Below are 17,147 nucleotides of genomic sequence, written 5' to 3'. Positions count from 1 at the left end.
GCCGACACCGGACGCGCGGCCACTGGTGCCGGGCGCCGGCGCACTGCCGGTGACCTTCGAGAACCCGCCCGGCCTCTATGGATCGGAGACCGGCGTCTACGCCCACAATCTACTCGACGCCGCAAGCACGTTCGAGCCGCTGGCGCGCCCGCAAGTGTCGGTGCCGGTCACCACGGTCCAGTATGCCTTTGATGAATCGCGCAACCTGAAGGGTGCGCTGGTCGCGGCGGCTCTGCTGCTGATGCTGCTCGACACGCTGGCGGTGTTGTGGATGGGCGGCCTGTTTTCGCGCCGCCCGCGCCGGGCCGGTGCCGCTGCAACCACCGCCGCTGTATTGATCGCGCTTGGCGCACTGTTCGGCCATGCCGATGTCGCGCGCGCCGACGATGCCAAGCCGGGCGACCAGGTCGCGATCGAGGCGATCTCAAAAACCCGCATCGCCTATGTCCTGACCGGCGTGCCGGGCGTCGATTCGATCAGCCGCGCCGGGCTCGAGGGCCTGACCCGCTTCCTGATCGAGAAGACGGCGCTCGAACCGGGCGCGCCGGCCGGCGTCGACATTTCGAAGGACGAGCTGTCCTTCTATCCGCTGATCTACTGGCCGATCGACCCATCGGCACCGATGCCGAGCCAGGCCGCGATCGCCCGCATCGACGCCTATATGCAGCAGGGCGGCACCGTGCTGTTCGACACGCGCGACCAGTTCGCCAACGGCATCGGCGCCGATTCCACCAGCCCGGCGACCGAGCGGCTGCGCGACATTCTCGGCAACCTCAACGTACCGCCGCTGGAGCCGGTGCCGTCGGACCATGTGCTGACCAAGTCCTTCTTCATCCTGCCCGAATTTCCCGGCCGTTTCGCCGGCAGCCCGCTCTGGGTCGAGGCATCGCTCGACGCAAGCAATGCCGACAACCGGCCGGTGCGCACCGGCGACGGCGTGTCGCCGATCATGATCACCGCCAATGATTTCGCCGGCGCCTGGGCGGTCGACGAGAATGGCGATCCGCTGCTGCCGACCGTGCCGGCCGACCCGATGCAGCGGGTCTACGCGCTGCGCGCCGGCGTCAACATCATGATGTACATGCTGACCGGCAACTACAAATCCGACCAGGTGCATGTCCCCATTCTGCTCGAACGGCTGGGGCAGTAGGATGATGCGTTTTCTTGCACCCTTCGCGGTGATAGACCCTCCCTTGATGCGGGAGGATAAGGCATGAACTGGTCGATCTCCTTCGAACCGCTTTTGTCCTGGCCGCTGTTGGCCCTGGTGCTGGTGCCCTTGGCATTGCTCGCGCTTGTCGGCCTTGGGTTTCGCCAGCGCGGCGCGGTCCTGCGCTTCGTCGCCCTGCTGGCGCTCGCCGCCGCCCTCTTCAACCCGGTGTTCCTCAATGAGGAGCGCGAGCCACTAAAGAGCGTCGTCGCGCTGATCGTCGACCGTAGCCAGAGCCAGGACATTGGCGACCGCACCAAACAGACCGACCAGGCCGTGGCCGGGCTGCAGCAGCGTCTTGGCCGCTTCAAGCAGTTCGATGTCCGCGTCGTCGAGGCCGGCAAGTCCGACGCCGCCGAGGAGCGCACCGAAACGCGGCTGTTCGGCGCGCTGGAAGGCGCCTTCCGCGACGTGCCGCCCTCGCGTATCGGTGGCGCCATCATGATCACCGACGGCGAGGTGCATGACACGCCTTCGGGCACGCCCGATTTCAACGCCCCGCTGCATGCCCTCATCACCGGCAACGAGCATGAGAAGGACCGCCGCATACGTTTCGAGAACGCGCCGCGTTTCGGCCTTGTCGGCAAACCGCTCGACATGACATACCGCGTCATCTCGACCGAAAACGAAACCGGGCCGGTCGATGTCCGCGTCTCCGTCAACGGCGAGCAGGTTTCGGTCGAGCATGCCACCGTTGGCCAGACCATGCCGCTGCAGGTGACCATCCCGAGTGCCGGCCGCAACATCATCGAACTCGCCATCGACCGCGAACCGGGCGAACTGACCGATGCCAACAACCGCGCCATCGCGCTGGTCGACGGCATCCGCGAAAACCTGCGCGTGCTGCTCGTATCGGGTGAACCGCATGCGGGCGAGCGCACCTGGCGCAATCTGCTGAAATCCGACGCCTCGGTCGATCTCGTCCACTTCACCATCCTGCGGCCGCCGGAGAAGCAGGACGGCACGCCGATCAATGAATTGTCGCTGATCGCCTTCCCGACCCGCGAGCTGTTCGTCGAGAAGATCAAGGATTTCGACCTCATTATCTTCGACCGCTACCAGCACCGCGACGTGCTGCCGATCCTCTATTACGATTACATCTCCGAATATGTCGAAAAGGGCGGCGCGCTGCTGATCGCCGCCGGCCCCGAATATGCCGGCGAGGCTTCGATCGCGCGCACGCCGCTGATATCGGCCCTGCCGGCCATGCCGACGGGCGAAGTGGTCGACAAGGCGTTCTACCCGCGCCTGACCGAACTCGGCCAGCGTCATCCGGTGACGCGCGGCCTCGACGGTTCGGCCACCGAGCCACCGCACTGGAGCCGCTGGTTCCGCACCATCGGCGTGCAGAACCCGCAAGGCGAAGTGGTGATGAAAGGTGCCGACAACCGGCCGCTGCTGCTGCTCGACCGCAAGGGCGAAGGCCGCGTCGGCATGCTTCTGTCCGATCAGGGCTGGCTGTGGGCCCGCGGCTTCGAGGGCGGCGGTCCGCATGTCCAGCTCTACCGGCGCATTGCCCACTGGCTGATGAAGGAGCCCGAGCTCGAGGAAGAACGGCTGACCGCCGAGGGGCGCGGCATGGTGCTGGAGATCCGCCGCCAGACGATGGCCGACGATCCCGGCCCGGCGCAGATCATCACCCCGTCCGGCAAGACACTCACCGTCAAGCTCGACAAATCCGAACCCGGCGTCTTCCTCGGCAGCGTCCAGACCAGCGAGATCGGCCTCTTCCAGGTTGCCAATGGCGATCTCACCGCGCTCGCCCATGTCGGACCGGTCAACGCGCCGGAATTCGCCGACGTCGTCTCCACGCAGGAGCGGCTGAAGGCGCCGGCGGAAGCCACCGGCGGCAGCGTGCGCCGGCTGGTCCCGTCCACGGCCAGCGACGTGATGCTGCCTTCCATCGTACCGGTGCGTTCGGCCGGCGAAGCGTCGGGCAGCGACTGGATCGGCCTGCGCACCACCGACGACAGCGTCTTGAAGGCCGTGTCGCGCGTACCGCTGTTCGGCGGCTTCCTCGGCCTCGGCCTGCTGCTTCTGGCAATGGGCTCGATGTGGTACCGCGAGGGACGGTAGAGCGGGGCGCACTTCCCTTCTCCCCTTGTGGGAGAAGGTGGATCGGCGCGTCAGCGCCGAGACGGATGAGGGGTGTTCCAGCGGAGTGAGGCGTTTGCGTTCCCTGGAACACCCCTCATCCGACCTCGCTTCGCGAGGCCACCTTCTCCCACAAGGAGAAGGAAAAAGCGCCCTGCTCCTGCCCTCCGCTATGGCTCCGGGCGTTCGTCGCTTTAGTCGACAAATCGTTGTCGACTAATCGCCCTGCGGGCGACCGCTCCTCACTCCTCCGGTTCCGTCGTGAACAACAGCGGATAGCCCTTGGCCTTGCCGGCGTCGGTGGCCCGTGTCGCCTTGGTCTCGGCGACATCCCTGGTGAAGACCGCGACCACGCAGACGCCGCGCTGGTGCGCGGTGATCATGACCCGGTGCGCCTGGTCCTCACTGAGCTTGAACTCGCCCTTCAGCACCGTCACCACGAATTCGCGCGGCGTGAAATCGTCATTGATGAGGATGACCTTGTAGAGCTTCGGCCGCTCTGTCTGCGGCTTGACCTTGACGCGCGGTTTTGTGGTGATTTCAGGCATTCGAACCGACTGTTTCGCGATCAAACTTAAGCCCGCATTTTGCCACGGGCGGCAGCGACCGTCCATTTGCGGACCGTCGGCGGGCACGCCCGGTCCTTCACGATCATGTGGGAAATGGTCTGTCGCGGTTCAACGGCCCTGACGGCCGAAGATCCGGCGACTTGCGTCGGCATCCGCCCGGCGTTCCAGCCATGCGGCGATCGGCCATCCGGCAACGCAGATCAGCGTCACGCCGGCGAGTACGATCAAAAGCCACGCCTGCACGGGCGTGATGTAATCCCAGTTGCTGGAAATCGCCGGCGCGAACAGCGAAGGCTCGGTGCGCCCGCTTGCAGGGTCCGGCACGGGGCTGGCGGTGAGCAGAATCAGCACCCTGGCGACGCCGGTGGCAACCAGGCCGCCGATCACCATGGAGCGAAAAATGGACGAAAGCCGCTTCTTCATGCGGATTGTCCTACAGGGCCGGCATTGCAAACGGGTTAAGTACGATCGAGATGCGTGGCTGGAAGCCGCCGGTGTTCAGCTTATCGACCGTGCCCTTGGCAGAAGGCCGTCCCAGCCGGTTTGCGGCTGGGGCGGCTTTGGTTGAACTAACCTCGAAGCTGATCAGGGCTTCTTGGGAGCAGCCTTCGCAGGGGCCGCCTTCGCGGGAGCAGCCATCGCGGGGGCCTTCTTGACCGGGCACTTGTGATTCTTGGTCACCTTGCAGACGGTCTTCTTGGCGACCTTCTTCGGAGCAGCCTTGGCCGGTGCGGTGGTCATCGCGGCAGCAGCCGGAGCGGTGGTCGTGGTGGCGGCAGCCGGGGCAGCGGTCGTGGTGGCGGCTGCGTTGCCGAGAACCGGCATCGAGAAGGCGAGAGCGACGGCGAGACCAAGGGCGGACAGGATGGACTTGTTCATGGCTTCATTTCCTTTTTTCTGCGGGTCGTTTTTGAGTGTCACTGGACCGGGTCGTTCGGTGTCACTCCAAGCAGCTTCAAAGCATTGGCGAGCATCCGGATACCCTGCGCCTGTTTCTTGGCGGCGCAGTACCGGTTGCCCTTTCTCTGAAGTGCCTTTGCCGCGGTGACCTGCGTTGCCGTGGCATGGGTTTCGAGGGCTTCATCAAATTGGTGGCTGAGATTGGCGCACCGTTCGCTCCGGGTGAGCGGCGCCTTTGCATCCGATTGGTCGACAGCGGCAGTGAGCAGGCCAAGGCCCAGCAGAACTCCCAACAAACTGATCGACAATCTTGGCATTGGTTTATCCGTGAACCCGGAGACTAGCGTCGCAGCCGATGACCTGACCGCCACGGCACCGTTATGCCGGCCTACTTTTTCAGGAGTTTTTCCCGATTGTAGAATTTTGTTTCTGGATTGTGTCTGGCCAGGCCACGCCAAGCTGACCGTCGCTTTCCATGTGGAGAAGGCGGAATTCATTCTCCCTTGAAAAGCAAGGTACTGGCCAACATATGGCCCGAATTCTATCGTGTGGCTGACCAGCCAATCATGGCTTGGCCGGCAACCGGGACAGCGCACCTGTGAAATCCGAGACACACATACTGATCGTCGACGACGACAAGGGCATCCGCGACCTGCTTCAGGAGTTCTTCCAGAAGCGAGGCCTGCACACCTCTGTTGCCGCCGACGGCGCCGAGATGGAGGCCGTCCTGCGCCGTTCCCAGGTGGATCTCATCGTGCTCGACGTGATGCTGCCCGGCAGGAGCGGGTTGGAACTGTGCCGCGACCTGCGCGCCCAGTATACGACACCTATCATCATGCTGACCGCCGTCACCGAGACAACGGACCGTGTCGTCGGCCTCGAGATGGGCGCCGACGACTATGTGCCTAAGCCCTTCGACCCGCGCGAGTTGCTGGCGCGCATCCGCGCCGTGCTGCGGCGCAACGGCGCCGCCGAGCCGAAGCGCGCCACCACAAAACAGATTTACCATTTCGCCGGCTGGACCATGGATTGTTCGCGCCGCCGGCTGACCGCGCCCGACGACGTCAGGGTGGAACTGACCATGGCCGAGTTCAACCTCTTGCAGACCTTCGTCAAGAGCGCTCAGCGCGTGCTCACCCGCGACCAGCTCATCGAATTGTCCGGCGGCGACAGCGACTATTCCTTCGACCGCAGCATCGACATCCTGGTCAGCCGGTTGCGGCGCAAGATGGAAGATGATCCCAAGACGCCCAAACTGATCCTCACCGTGCGCAGCGGCGGCTACCAGTTCCTGCCCGAGACGACCTCCGAATGAGACGTTTCCTGCCGCAGACCTTGCCTGTCTGGGTGCTGCTGATCGTCATTGCCGGCCTGCTGATCAGCCAGGTCGCGACGCTTTACATCGTGTCGCGCGACCGCGCCGCCGCCAATGACGTGGTCGACCTCTACCGTCTCAACGACCGCGCCTTCTCGCTCGTGCAGTTGATGAGTGGCGCCACGCCGGAGGAGCGCAAGGCGACCGCCGCGGGCCTGTTCAACTCGACATACGCGCTCACCGTCTCGGACACGCCCGCCGTCACCTCTTCGATCGCCGGCGACGACGAACTGGCCGAGCTCGAGGATATCCTCGTCGGCCGGCTGTCGAAGTTCGGCATCACCGACGCGCGCGTGCGCCGCGATCCGGCGACGCGCGAAGCAGATGATGCCAGCGGCGCGGCGCCAGGGCCCGATATCGGCCAGGTCGAGCGGGACCTTCTGGTGCTGGCCGCCGATTTCGCCCAGAGCGACAAGCTGACGGCCTCGCTGCGCTTCGCCGACGGCCAATGGCTGAACTTCACCGAACCGATCACCCCCGTCGGCCCGATCCTGAGCGTCGACAGCCTGCCGCTCTATGCGCTGATCGCGGGGCTGGTGGTGATCATGTCGATCTGGTCGCTGCGCCGGCTGACCGCGCCCTACCGGATGATGGAAACCGCCGTGAACAGGATCGGCAAGGACCTGAAGAGCCCGCCGATCGCCGAGAGCGGCAGCCGTGAGGTGCGTGCCGCCGCCAGGGCGATCAACGCCATGCAGACCAGGCTGCGCGAATATGTCGAGGACCGCGAACATCTTGCCGCCGCACTCGCGCATGACCTGCGCACGCCGATGACGCGCATGCGGCTGCGCCTGGAGCTGTTGCGCAAATCGGCGGTTCGCGAGGCGCTGGCGCATGATCTCGCCGATGTCGAGAGCATCGCCAGTTCGGTGATTGACTTCGCCACCTTCGAGGTGAACGAGGAAAAGAGCGAACGCATCGACTTCTGGTCGCTCGTGGAATCGATCGCCGACGCCTATCCGGACGTCTCGTTCGACAATGACGACACCCGCTCACGCGGCCTGATCTGCATGGCGCGGCCGGTGGCGCTGAAGCGCTGCGTCACCAATCTGGTGCAGAACGCCGTCACCTATGGCAAGAAGGCGCATCTCAGCCTGCGCCGCTCCGACGGCACGATCACGCTCGCCATCCGCGACGAGGGGCCGGGCATACCCCAGGCCCAGATCGACGCCGTGTTCGGCTCCTTCGTGCGCCTCGAACAGTCCCGCAACCGCCAGACCGGTGGGCTCGGGCTCGGGCTGACCATCGCCCGCAACATCGCGCGTGCGGCGGGCGGCGAAGTCCGCCTGTCCAACCATCCGGACGGCGGCCTGCTGACGGAGCTGCGCCTGCCGCTGGCGGCTTGAGGACTGATCAGGCCACATCGAACGTCAACTTGTCGCGATGATCTTCCAGGCCAACAGCGCGATGATGACCGCCGCCGTGAGCATTGTTGCCCAGCGGTGCCGCCCGGATGCATGCAGAACGAGAACGGCCAGCAACGCGATCGACGCGGCAAGGCCCCCTTCGACATAGAAGAGCTGTGCGCCGTCAATCGGCCCGCCGCTTGCGCCTCCGACACGGAAGAACTCCAGGATCGACCGGATCGCGATCACGATCAGCAACCCGAGCGCCGCCTGCGCCGCACGCGCCGTCGACAGCCAGTTCAATATCCGTTTCAAGGCGCCTCCCGATGCGACCCGAAAGCCTTCGGTTGACGTTGCCGGCCTACCGCCGCAGCACCGCGCTCAGCACGTCGCGAATGCCGATGGCGCCGACGAAGCGGGACTGATCGTCGAACAGCGCCACGGGTGCCGTCTGCGAGCGGTGCATGGCCAGCATCACGGTCTTCAGCGAGGTGCCGGGATTGGCCCAGAACACCTGCGCCAGCTCCTCCGGCTGGCCCTCGACATCGGCGCAGGACACCCATACGGCCGGCTTGCCGTCGCGCTCGGCCGCCGCCACCAGCCCGTGCTCGTCGATCTTGAAACGCGTCGTCTTGCGCCGGTCGAGCCACACCCAGCCATTGTCGCCATGCTCGAGGTCGCGACGGTCGCGCATGACGTTCCAGGCGGTGAGCACCGAGAGCGGGTTCACATTGGCGATGAAGTCGCGGACATAATCGTTGGCGGGGCGCAGCACGATGTCTTCCGGCGCGCCCGTCTGGACGATACGGCCGCCCTCCATGATGGTGATGTGGCTGCCGATCTTCAGTGCCTCCTCAAGGTCGTGGCTGACGAAGATGATGGTCTTCTTCAGCTCCGCCTGCAGCTGCAGAAGTTCATCCTGCAGCTTGGTCCGGATCAGGGGGTCGAGGGCCGAGAACGGCTCGTCCATCAACAGGATAGGCGCCTCGGTGGCGAAGGCGCGCGCCAGGCCGACGCGCTGCTGCATGCCGCCCGAGAGCTCATGCGCGTATTTGTTCGACCATTGGTCGAGGTTGACCAGCTTGAGCTGCCTGTGCACCCGCTCCTTGCGCTCGGCATCCGGCACGCCGGCGAGTTCGAGGCCGAGGCCGACATTCTCCTCCACCGTGCGCCACGGCAACAGGCCGAACTGCTGGAACACCATCGCCACCTGCTTCTGCCGCAGCCGCCGCAAGGTCGGCTCGTCGCAAGTGACGACATCGACCGTGCGGTCGCCGTCCTTGACCAGCACCTGGCCGCGCGACACCACGTTGAGCCGGTTGACCGCCCGAAGCAGCGTCGACTTGCCCGAACCGGACAGGCCCATCAGCACCGAGATTTCCCCCTCATGCACGGTGAGGCTGGCTCCGGCGCAGCCGAGCACATTGCCGGTCTTCTCGAGTATCTCGGCCCGGGTAGCGCCCTTGTCGATCATCGCCAGCGAGCCGGCCTGGTCGGCGCCGAAGACGATATCGACATTCCTGAAATCGACGGCGACGGTCATTTCTTGCCTCCAACGCCAATGCGGGTCATCCGGTCGAGCACGATGGCGAGCACGACGATGGCGAGACCGGCCTCAAGGCCAAGGTCGATGCGGCGCGAACCGAGCGCCCGGTTGATTTCCGTGCCGAGCCCGCCGGCGCCGATCAGGGCGGCGAACACCACCATCGACAGTGACAGCATGATCGACTGTGTCAGGCCCGCCATGATGGTGGGCAGCGCCGAGGGCAGCTCGACCTTCCACAACAGCTGGCTCTTGGTGGCGCCGAAGGCCTCGCCGGCCTCGATGATCGATTTCGGCACCGAGACGACGCCGAGATGGGTCAGCCTGACCGCGGTCGGGATGACGAAGATGATGGTGACGATAAGGCCGGGCGCGTTGCCGAGGCCGAACAGCGTCAGCACCGGGATCAAGTAGACGAAGGTCGGCAGCGTCTGCATCAGATCGAGCACCGGCAGCATGATGCGATAGACCTTCGGCTTGTGCGCCGCCCAGATGCCGAGCGGCACGCCGATGGCCATCGCCGCCGCGGCGGCCGCGACCACCAGCACCAGCGTCTGCACCGTCTGCTTCCAGAGGTTCTGGTTGATGATGAAGATCAGGCCGAGGAAAACCGCGATGGCGAGCGGCCGCGAGCGCTGCAGCAGCCAGGCAATGACGGCGATCACCAAAGCGAGCAGCACCGGCGGTACCATCAGCAGTATGTTGACCAGCCCGTCGAGCAGGAAATTGAGGCCGTTCGAGAAGGCCCTGAACACGGTGTCGAAATTGTCGGTGAGGAAGCCGAAGAACGCCTTTCCCCAGGCGCCGATCGGGATCTTGTGATCGACCATGAATTTGGAAATCGGATCCATCTCACCCCTCGTTTGCCAGAGCTCTGCCTTCGGCCCCGTATTGTCGCAACGTCATCTTGTCACAGGATACGAAAAAGGGCAGCCTTTCCACAATGGCTGCCCTCTGTTTCGGTCACGCCGAAATCAAAGTCGGCTCAGCTCCCGAGCGCGGTCTTGACCGCCGCCGCCGCGTCGCCGCCGTCGAAGGTGGTCACGCCGGCGATCCAGGGCTTGACCGCATCCGGATTTTTCTTCAGCCAGTCGGTTGCCACCGTGTTTGCATCGCTGCCCTTCAGGATCGCGTCCATCATCTGGCCTTCCATATCAAGATTGAATTTCAGGTTGGCGATGAACTTGCCGACATTCGGGCACTCGGTCATGTAGCCCTTGCGCACATTGGTCGAGACGGTGGCCGCGCCAAAACCGCTGTCGCCCATGCCGTCCAGATAGGTGATCTTCATGGCGCCCATCACAGGATGCGGCGTCCAGCCGAGGAAGGCGATCCACTCATTGTTCTTCATCGACTGCTCGGCCTGCGTCAGCATGCCGGCCTCCGAGGATTCGACCAGTTCGAACCCGTCGAGATTGTCTTTCGGGTTCTTGATCATGTCGAGGATGATGCGATTGCCGTCATTGCCGGCCTCGATGCCGTAGATCTTGCCGTTGAACTTGTCCTTGAACTTGCCGAGGTCGGTCAGCGACTTGACGCCGGCATCCGCGACATAGGTCGGCACGACGATGCCGTAACCGGCGCCGGCCAGGTTCTGGCTGACGGTCTCGACCGAACCGTCGGCCGTGTAGTCCTTGATGTCATTGGTCATCGATGGCATCCAGTTGCCGAGGAAGACATCGAGGTCCTTGTTCTTCAGCGACGCATAGGTCACCGGAACCGAGAGCTGGATCACCTGCGGCTCGTAGCCGAGCGCGGTGAGCAGCACGGAGGCCAGCCCGGTGGTGGCCTGGATGTCGGTCCAGCCGACGTCGGAGAGGCGAACCGCCTTGCAGCTTGCCGGATCGCCGGCGAAGGCAGCACCCGTGGACAGGAAAGCCGCCAAGCCTAGGCCGGCGACGAAGGAATTCATACGCGACATCTGTATTCTCCCATTTCGATTCTTTGGCGAAGCGAAGTTACGGTTTTTGTGCCCGCCTTGTTTCGTCAGCCAAACACCATTCTGAAGTGGTTTCAAGCACTAAGACAATCACGATCAACGGCGCTGGCTGGCCAATCAGCGACACCGCTGACGCTTTCCGTGCCAGGCCCAAGCGCAATCTGCCTCGGCAATGGCTGCTTTTTCAGGGGAATGCGGCGGCGGCCCCTCCCCGCGCGGCGCCAAGTCGGCTTAAAAGGGCGGCATGGCCAAGCTTTACTTCCACTATGCGACGATGAATGCCGGCAAGACGACCATGCTGTTGCAGGCATCTTACAATTACCGCGAACGCGGCATGACGACGATGCTGTTCGTCGCCGGTCACTACCGCATGGGCGACACCGGCCTGATTTCGTCGCGCATCGGGCTGGAGGCGGAAGCCGAGATGTTTCGCGATGGCGACGACCTGTTCGCCCGCGTCGCCGAGCATCACAAGCACACGGCGGCGCATTGCATCTTCGTCGATGAGGCGCAGTTCCTGGAGGAAAAACAGGTCTGGCAGCTTGCCCGCATCGCCGACCGGCTCAACATCCCCGTCATGTGCTACGGCCTGCGCACCGATTTCCAGGGCAAGCTGTTTCCCGGCTCGCGCGCGCTGCTGGCCATCGCCGACGATCTGCGCGAGGTGCGCACCATCTGCCGTTGCGGCCGCAAGGCCACGATGGTCGTGCGCCTCGGTCCCGACGGCAAGGTGGCCCGGCAGGGCGAACAGGTGGCGATCGGCAAGGATGTCTATGTCTCGCTCTGCCGCCGCCATTGGGAAGAGGAAATGGGCCGCGCGGCACCCGACGACTTCATCGGCTTTGTCAGCGGCTGAAACGAAAGCCCGCCGGACGTCGGTGTCGGGCAGCCGGCTGCCACCTCTTGCAGCCACGCCATTCCATGGTGCCTTTGTTAAGGTCGGCGCCCTATTTTCCCGCCTCAGCCAGAACTCCCCGGGGTCAGCCATGCTTCGAGCCGTCTTGTCCGCCAGCCTTCTTCTCGTGGCCACCTCCGTTGCCGAGGCCGGAGGCGATCCTGTGCTGGGCAAACATGTTTTCAACCGGTGCATGACCTGCCATGAGGCGGCCACCGACCGCGACAAGGTCGGCCCACATCTTATGGGCGTCGTCGGCCGCACGGCGGGAATCGCCGAAAGCTTCCTCGGCCATTATTCGGAGGCGATGAAGAGCGCGGGCGCTGCCGGTCTCGTCTGGGACGAGGCAAATCTTGCCGAATACCTCAAATCGCCCAAGCTGAAGGTGCCCGGCAACAGGATGGCCTTCAGCGGCCTGAGCAATAACGACGACATCGCCAACGTCATTGCCTATCTGAAGGCCGATCCCAAGCCCTGAGCAGAGGCCGTCCGGAGTGGGACGGACCGGCTTGCGCCCGCCTGTGGGGCTGCAAGGGTCAGTTATTGTCAAGTTTCGGAGCCATCCGCTTCGGCGTGGACTGATTGCTTTGCCGACATGAAAGTTCAAAATCAGCTGAACCAGGCTTGGTCGGCCAGTTGATCACGCCATGACCACGGCTCCATTGCCTTTCAAGGGTTCAGCCGAATATTTGTTTCGCGCAGCGCACTGTTTTCACGTCTTTCAATCCCCTGATACCCCACATATATTCGCCGCTGTTCGCAACCAGCGAGCGGAAGCCGAAGCGGGAGGCCCCTATGGCGACATTGCAGAATTTCGATGCCGAAATTGCCAAGACCAAGCAGGTCGTCCAGGATATGCGCACCAAGATCGAGCAATCCGGCACCGTGCTCGACACGCTCGCAACCGCCGACAAGAAAATCGGCGACGCCAATTTCGACATCGAGAACGCCCGCATCGAGGACGTGCTGAAGCAGCAGAAGGTGATGGAAGGCAACATCGCCGACCTGATCATCGGCCTCGAGGACGCCACCAATGTCTTCGGCGCCGAGTTCGAGAGCATGAAGAACTATACCGGCTGGGAAAACTTCGTCGGCGTCTTTTCGGCGCAGCGCAAGCAGCGCATGCGCACCGACCGCGTGCGCAACATGTCGCTCGCCGGCAATCTGCAGGAACTGCTGGCCAAGTCAGACACTATCGTCGGCATATTGAAGGCGCAGAAGGAAGTTCTCGACCAGCGCTACAAGACCTCCGAAGCCAGCCTGTCGCAGGTTATCGAGCGCCGCAAGACCACTATGACGAACCTCGAAGCCGTGCAGAAGCGCATCGAGGAGCTCAATCCGATGCTGCTCGACATCGAAAACAAGATCGCCGCCTCGACCAGCCAGAAAGACCGCACGCAGCTCGAGGGCGAGCGTTCCAAGCTCGCCACCGAATACAATGAAAAGCAGGCCAAGGAACAGGAGCTGCTGGCCGAAAGCCAGACGCTGGAGCGCTACACCTCGATGTTCCAGACCTTCGTTGATTCGCTCAATAACCAGATCGCCGCGCAGTCGACGCTGATCAACAAACTGACCATCGATACCGAGCAGCGCATCGTGCTCTACAAGGCTTTGGAAGATTCTTTGAAGACCGCCGCGCAGCAGGACGTCGCCCACAAGATCAACACGCTGGGCAGCCAGGTCGACAACACGGCCGAGGAAACCATGGCCGGCATCGGCGCAGCCTCGCAGAAGCACATCGGCGACCTCTTGGAGATGCACGAGAAGAACATGGTGGCCAGCGCCGACATCCAGCGCCGCAAGAAGCTGGCCGACGACGCCTTCGCCCGCCGCTTCGACGAGGTGCTGAAGAAGCACAATTCGGCCAACTACGTGCAGTCATAATTGCCGCGCGCACCGGTGCGACAATCGCAGGGCTGACAGCATGACACCCGAAAACGACGCGGCGGCGCGGTATTTCTCGGCAATCACGGCAGCGCTCGGCGGCCTTGAAGTGTTCATGCGCGACGACCGCTCGCCGCTTTACCGGCACGGCATCGTCGCCAGGATCGTTGCCGAATACATCGCCCGGCTCGACAAGTCCTTTTCCTGCTGGCGCAACCGGCTGGGCTTCATGGACACGTTCCGCATTTCGCGCGCCGAAAGCGGCTACCCGGTGTTCCAGAACCTGCTCGAACTGGAAAACGACCGCCGCCAGGCCGACGGCCGGCTCGCCAACATCCCCCAGGCCGGCGAGCTGCGCGAGGAGATGGCCGACTTCATCCTACGCCACAAGCAGTTCCCCGACGCGCTGCAGAAATCGATGGCCGAGCGGCTCTATCTCGAGGACGTCAAGAGCGAGCAGACCTTCGGTCCGTTCACGCTGGCGCAGACGGCCAAGGTGTCGGTCAATCCGAAGACGGCGCGGCCCTATTATCTGGTCCACTGGGCGACCTTCGACGGCAGCGCCAACCTGCCTTTGGTCTACATGGTGACGGTGGAGGATTCGTCGGACAGCATGGTCAGCCAGCTTGTCGACCGGAGCGGCAAGCTCAACGACAAGGTCGACATTCCGCTGCCGGTCGACGGCCTGCTCAACCCCGAACTTGCCCATCGTTTCGACGATTTCACCGAGAAGAATTCGGCCTATACGCTGTCGCCGGCGACCATCGCCGTCAACCTCGACAAGGACTTCGAGCCGCTGCACCCCAAGCAGCTGAGGCGGGTGGTGCTCGGTCCCTTCTACTCGGCAGGCATCACCGACAACAATTCGACGGTGACGGAAGTGCTGGCCAAGGTGCGCAAGCCCGAAAACGCCTGGCTTTTGACCTGGACCATCCAGGAAGTCTATTCCAAGGGCGAGAAGCCGGGCCGCAAGGGTCTGTTCTCAAGCGAGAAGACGACGCAGGAATTCTTCATCAACACCGATGACCTCGAGGCCGCTCGCCAGGGCGTATCGAGCTACGAAAACCACGCGCTGATCCCGCACGAGGCTTATCAGGCGCTTTATGCCGCGGGCGAAGCACAAAAGATATTTGCCGGCTACAAGGTTCACATCCTGTCGAATGGACAGGTGATATCGGATGTCTGACCGCCACACCACGGAGCACCCTTCATGGATACCGGCCTGACCACCATCCCGGAAGCGGCGATCGAAAAGCACCGCGCCACCGCGCAAAGCTTCATCACCCGCATCGTCGTGCTGGAGGATCCCTCGCGCGAATCCAGCACGGCGCTTGCCGGCACCAACCGGCGCTTCGTTTCCACCGTCTCGGTCGGCTCGGTGCGCCGCACCCGCGAGGTCGAGCTGTCGAAGACCGTCGGCGCCGTCCATCCCGACGACCAGTTGCTGACCATCGCGCAGCACACGCTGCTCTTTCGCGCCCGGCGCGGCGCGGCGCTCGCGCTCGCGGTATCGGACGTGTTCGCCGAAGGCTCCGATCTTGAAAGCCTGCAGGCCAGGAACACCCGCGCTCCGCTCGAAGGCGAGGAGGCGTCCACCTTCAAGAAACTGCTGTCGGCCTCGGCCTATATCTCGGCCTTCAGCCTTGCCTCCTACCTGTTCCAGCTCATCGACAGTGACGGCGAGGCGCCGAACGACATACCAGAACCGGACTTCCTGTTCGACACGCCGCAGGACGCGGTGAAATCGATCCTGGCCGGTCTCGACAAGGCGATATCGGGCTCGACCGACGATACCGACCTGATGACCCGCGCCCGCGCCTTCGCCCGCGTCGCCATCGACGGGCTTCTGGCGCGCAAAGGCCGCTTCGACGGCATCGGTCCGTTCGAGAACGCCCATATCCGCATCGACGCCGACGACTTCACCCTCGACGGCTTCGACGTCGCGCCCGGCAAGCGCTCCAAGCCGCTGGTGATGACCTTCAAGACGCCGGAAGAGGTCGTCGGCAACCACATCGCCAAATACCAGTCGGTCAAACTCGCCAAGATGCTGATGGCCTACGACTTCGAACGCGAGCTGAACCCGTTCGTCGAGCTTGGCGGCTTCCTGTTCACTTTCATCGGCGACGGGGCGCCCGGCACCGGCAAGACGACGCTGATCCAGATGATCGCCGGCCTCGTCAACGGCTATTGCCAGGTCGCCGGCTATCCCTTCGCCTATGAGAATTTCGGCGTCGACCAGATTTCCTCCTACCAGGGCAAATCAGGCCAGAACTGCCGCCAGTTCATCAACAATGTCTTGAACCCGCGCGTCATCGGCTTCGGCACCATCGACGACATCGACCAGGTGGCCGCTCGACGCTCGGACGACCGCGCTTCGGCCGGCCAGCAGGAGATCACCGGCGTGCTGATGGATGCCTTCGCCGGCGCCGCCACCGTGGTGCGCGGCAATTGCTCGTTCGGCATGTTTTCCAACTATCCCGAAAATGTCGACGATGCGTTGCGCCAGCGCGCCGGCGCCCGCTGGCTGGTCGACGGACCGCAGACCCGGGACGACTATATCGACATTTTCGTGCTGCTCGCCGGCAAGAACCATGAGATCCCCCTGGGCAAGCACGAACTCTATGCCGCGCAGGAAATCCAGCGCGCCGTGACCGAAGCCTATGAGGAGCATGAAAAGCCGCAGGAGGACGGACTGATGCGGGTCTATGAGCGCTACGTGAAGGAAAACGGCGCGCCCAAGACCATGGCCGACATCGGCACCTACCTGCACCTGATCAAGGACGCCGAACCGCGCTTCACCGGCCGCGCCATCAAGAACGTCACCGACGCCATCAAGATGCGCGCCATGGACATCGAGCTTCCCGACGACTGGTTCGAGAAGCCGGAAGCCTTCATGCACAAGAACTACGACGACAAGAAAGCGATGATCGAGGAACTGCGCGGCCCGTTCTCGATGGACATGGTCATGCAGGAGATCAACCGCTACGCCGATTCCGAATTCCGCTATTCCGACAAATCCGACGACGCCGCGGTGGAGAAGCTGCTGCGTGACGCAAGGCTGCGCGAACGCGCTGCGCGCGAAATGGAGGAGATGAAGAAGAAGGGTCTGTGGAATGCGTGAGGCGCGCCAGCTTTCCCTTCTCCCCTTGTGGGAGAAGGTGTCGCCGAAGGCGACGGATGAGGGGTGCTCCAGCTTGGCAAGGACGGCGATCCTTCGCGCACCCCTCATCCGTCTCGGCGCTGCGCGCCGATCCACCTTCTCCCACAAGGGGCCTGTTGCGCAATTCTGGCATTGTGATTCACTTCGATTATGGCTCGGAGGGATTTGCGATGGCGGTGAAGCGGACGGGACAGATGAGCTTTATCGAGGCGTTCCTTGGGAACAAGGCGGT

Annotated in this window: 17 protein-coding genes; 9 read left to right on the top strand and 8 right to left on the bottom strand. The window is 63.6% G+C overall.

The genetic code is table 11. From position 1 onward, the window contains the following. Positions 1-1,150, top strand: a 1,150-nt coding sequence (locus tag O7A61_RS25530) for a DUF4159 domain-containing protein (protein ID WP_337132175.1), incomplete at its 5' end; no start/stop codon positions are given. A gap of 63 nt (positions 1,151-1,213) precedes the next feature. Beyond that, positions 1,214-3,286 carry a hypothetical protein gene (locus tag O7A61_RS25525; protein WP_337132174.1) on the top strand — a complete coding sequence of 691 codons (2,073 nt, stop codon included), beginning with the start codon at positions 1,214-1,216 and terminating at the stop codon, positions 3,284-3,286. A 260-nt stretch (positions 3,287-3,546) separates the two neighbouring features. Here O7A61_RS25525 and clpS read toward each other — a convergent pair whose 3' ends face one another. The 4 genes from clpS to O7A61_RS25505 form a co-directional block, all read right to left on the bottom strand. After that, positions 3,547-3,852 carry an ATP-dependent Clp protease adapter ClpS gene (gene clpS, locus O7A61_RS25520; RefSeq protein ID WP_027143390.1) on the bottom strand — a complete coding sequence of 102 codons (306 nt, stop codon included), beginning with the start codon at positions 3,850-3,852 and terminating at the stop codon, positions 3,547-3,549. 129 nt (positions 3,853-3,981) lie between these two features. Then, entirely contained in the window at positions 3,982-4,296 is a 315-nt protein-coding gene (locus O7A61_RS25515) for a hypothetical protein (protein ID WP_027143391.1), read from the bottom strand. Between the two features lie 162 nt (positions 4,297-4,458). Then, positions 4,459-4,752, bottom strand: coding sequence for a hypothetical protein (locus tag O7A61_RS25510; protein ID WP_337132173.1), 294 nt, complete (start codon positions 4,750-4,752; stop codon positions 4,459-4,461). Positions 4,753-4,790: 38 nt separating this feature from the next. Beyond that, positions 4,791-5,090, bottom strand: a complete 300-nt coding sequence (locus tag O7A61_RS25505; protein WP_015316050.1) for a hypothetical protein — start codon at positions 5,088-5,090, stop codon at positions 4,791-4,793. Positions 5,091-5,371: 281 nt separating this feature from the next. On the opposite strand from O7A61_RS25505, the gene O7A61_RS25500 reads away from it, so the two are divergent. Together O7A61_RS25500 and O7A61_RS25495 are read left to right on the top strand one after the other, a co-directional pair. After that, entirely contained in the window at positions 5,372-6,088 is a 717-nt protein-coding gene (locus tag O7A61_RS25500; protein ID WP_027143393.1) for a response regulator, read from the top strand. Continuing rightward, positions 6,085-7,494 carry an ATP-binding protein gene (locus tag O7A61_RS25495; RefSeq protein WP_027143394.1) on the top strand — a complete coding sequence of 470 codons (1,410 nt, stop codon included), beginning with the start codon at positions 6,085-6,087 and terminating at the stop codon, positions 7,492-7,494. The genes O7A61_RS25500 and O7A61_RS25495 overlap by 4 nt, the downstream gene beginning before the upstream one ends. Before the next feature lie 24 nt (positions 7,495-7,518). Here O7A61_RS25495 and O7A61_RS25490 read toward each other — a convergent pair whose 3' ends face one another. The 4 genes from O7A61_RS25490 to O7A61_RS25475 form a co-directional block, all read right to left on the bottom strand. Further along, positions 7,519-7,797, bottom strand: coding sequence for a hypothetical protein (locus tag O7A61_RS25490; RefSeq protein ID WP_337132172.1), 279 nt, complete (start codon positions 7,795-7,797; stop codon positions 7,519-7,521). Positions 7,798-7,855: 58 nt separating this feature from the next. Then, positions 7,856-9,037 carry a choline ABC transporter ATP-binding protein gene (choV, locus tag O7A61_RS25485; RefSeq protein WP_027143396.1) on the bottom strand — a complete coding sequence of 394 codons (1,182 nt, stop codon included), beginning with the start codon at positions 9,035-9,037 and terminating at the stop codon, positions 7,856-7,858. Next, the gene (choW, locus tag O7A61_RS25480; RefSeq protein ID WP_337105861.1) at positions 9,034-9,888 is read right to left on the bottom strand and encodes a choline ABC transporter permease subunit; all 855 of its coding nucleotides are present in this window, start codon (positions 9,886-9,888) and stop codon (positions 9,034-9,036) included. Before choW ends, choV begins: the two co-directional genes overlap by 4 nt. A gap of 134 nt (positions 9,889-10,022) precedes the next feature. Then, positions 10,023-10,958, bottom strand: a complete 936-nt coding sequence (locus O7A61_RS25475; RefSeq protein WP_140504874.1) for a choline ABC transporter substrate-binding protein — start codon at positions 10,956-10,958, stop codon at positions 10,023-10,025. 262 nt (positions 10,959-11,220) lie between these two features. On the opposite strand from O7A61_RS25475, the gene O7A61_RS25470 reads away from it, so the two are divergent. The 5 genes from O7A61_RS25470 (at position 11,221) to O7A61_RS25450 (ending at position 16,876) form a co-directional block, all read left to right on the top strand. Beyond that, positions 11,221-11,832: a thymidine kinase gene (locus tag O7A61_RS25470; protein ID WP_337132171.1), complete on the top strand. Its 612-nt coding sequence runs from the start codon at positions 11,221-11,223 to the stop codon at positions 11,830-11,832. A gap of 130 nt (positions 11,833-11,962) precedes the next feature. Further along, positions 11,963-12,349 (top strand): c-type cytochrome, encoded by a 387-nt coding sequence (locus O7A61_RS25465; RefSeq protein ID WP_337132170.1) that lies wholly within the window; start codon positions 11,963-11,965, stop codon positions 12,347-12,349. A gap of 317 nt (positions 12,350-12,666) precedes the next feature. Then, positions 12,667-13,755: a hypothetical protein gene (locus O7A61_RS25460; protein ID WP_027143401.1), complete on the top strand. Its 1,089-nt coding sequence runs from the start codon at positions 12,667-12,669 to the stop codon at positions 13,753-13,755. 40 nt (positions 13,756-13,795) lie between these two features. Beyond that, positions 13,796-14,941 (top strand): hypothetical protein, encoded by a 1,146-nt coding sequence (locus O7A61_RS25455; RefSeq protein WP_140504868.1) that lies wholly within the window; start codon positions 13,796-13,798, stop codon positions 14,939-14,941. A 24-nt stretch (positions 14,942-14,965) separates the two neighbouring features. After that, a complete protein-coding gene (locus tag O7A61_RS25450) occupies positions 14,966-16,876 on the top strand; it encodes an AAA family ATPase (RefSeq protein ID WP_337132169.1) in 1,911 nt (636 codons plus the stop codon). Positions 16,877-17,147: the final 271 nt, after the last annotated feature.

This window comes from Mesorhizobium sp. Cs1321R2N1, from assembly GCF_037179725.1.
GTDB classification, from domain to species: Bacteria; Pseudomonadota; Alphaproteobacteria; order Rhizobiales; family Rhizobiaceae; genus Mesorhizobium; species Mesorhizobium salmacidum.
This window is presented reverse-complemented; position numbering and strand designations above follow the sequence as displayed.

Coding starts and splice junctions, on each gene's coding strand:
- O7A61_RS25525 (WP_337132174.1), top strand. CDS start 1,214: ATGAACTGGTCGATCTCCTTCGAACCGCTTTTGTCCTGGCCGCTGTTG.
- clpS (WP_027143390.1), bottom strand. CDS start 3,852: ATGCCTGAAATCACCACAAAACCGCGCGTCAAGGTCAAGCCGCAGACA.
- O7A61_RS25515 (WP_027143391.1), bottom strand. CDS start 4,296: ATGAAGAAGCGGCTTTCGTCCATTTTTCGCTCCATGGTGATCGGCGGC.
- O7A61_RS25510 (WP_337132173.1), bottom strand. CDS start 4,752: ATGAACAAGTCCATCCTGTCCGCCCTTGGTCTCGCCGTCGCTCTCGCC.
- O7A61_RS25505 (WP_015316050.1), bottom strand. CDS start 5,090: ATGCCAAGATTGTCGATCAGTTTGTTGGGAGTTCTGCTGGGCCTTGGC.
- O7A61_RS25495 (WP_027143394.1), top strand. CDS start 6,085: ATGAGACGTTTCCTGCCGCAGACCTTGCCTGTCTGGGTGCTGCTGATC.
- choV (WP_027143396.1), bottom strand. CDS start 9,037: ATGACCGTCGCCGTCGATTTCAGGAATGTCGATATCGTCTTCGGCGCC.
- choW (WP_337105861.1), bottom strand. CDS start 9,888: ATGGATCCGATTTCCAAATTCATGGTCGATCACAAGATCCCGATCGGC.
- O7A61_RS25475 (WP_140504874.1), bottom strand. CDS start 10,958: ATGTCGCGTATGAATTCCTTCGTCGCCGGCCTAGGCTTGGCGGCTTTC.
- O7A61_RS25470 (WP_337132171.1), top strand. CDS start 11,221: ATGGCCAAGCTTTACTTCCACTATGCGACGATGAATGCCGGCAAGACG.
- O7A61_RS25465 (WP_337132170.1), top strand. CDS start 11,963: ATGCTTCGAGCCGTCTTGTCCGCCAGCCTTCTTCTCGTGGCCACCTCC.
- O7A61_RS25460 (WP_027143401.1), top strand. CDS start 12,667: ATGGCGACATTGCAGAATTTCGATGCCGAAATTGCCAAGACCAAGCAG.
- O7A61_RS25455 (WP_140504868.1), top strand. CDS start 13,796: ATGACACCCGAAAACGACGCGGCGGCGCGGTATTTCTCGGCAATCACG.
- O7A61_RS25450 (WP_337132169.1), top strand. CDS start 14,966: ATGGATACCGGCCTGACCACCATCCCGGAAGCGGCGATCGAAAAGCAC.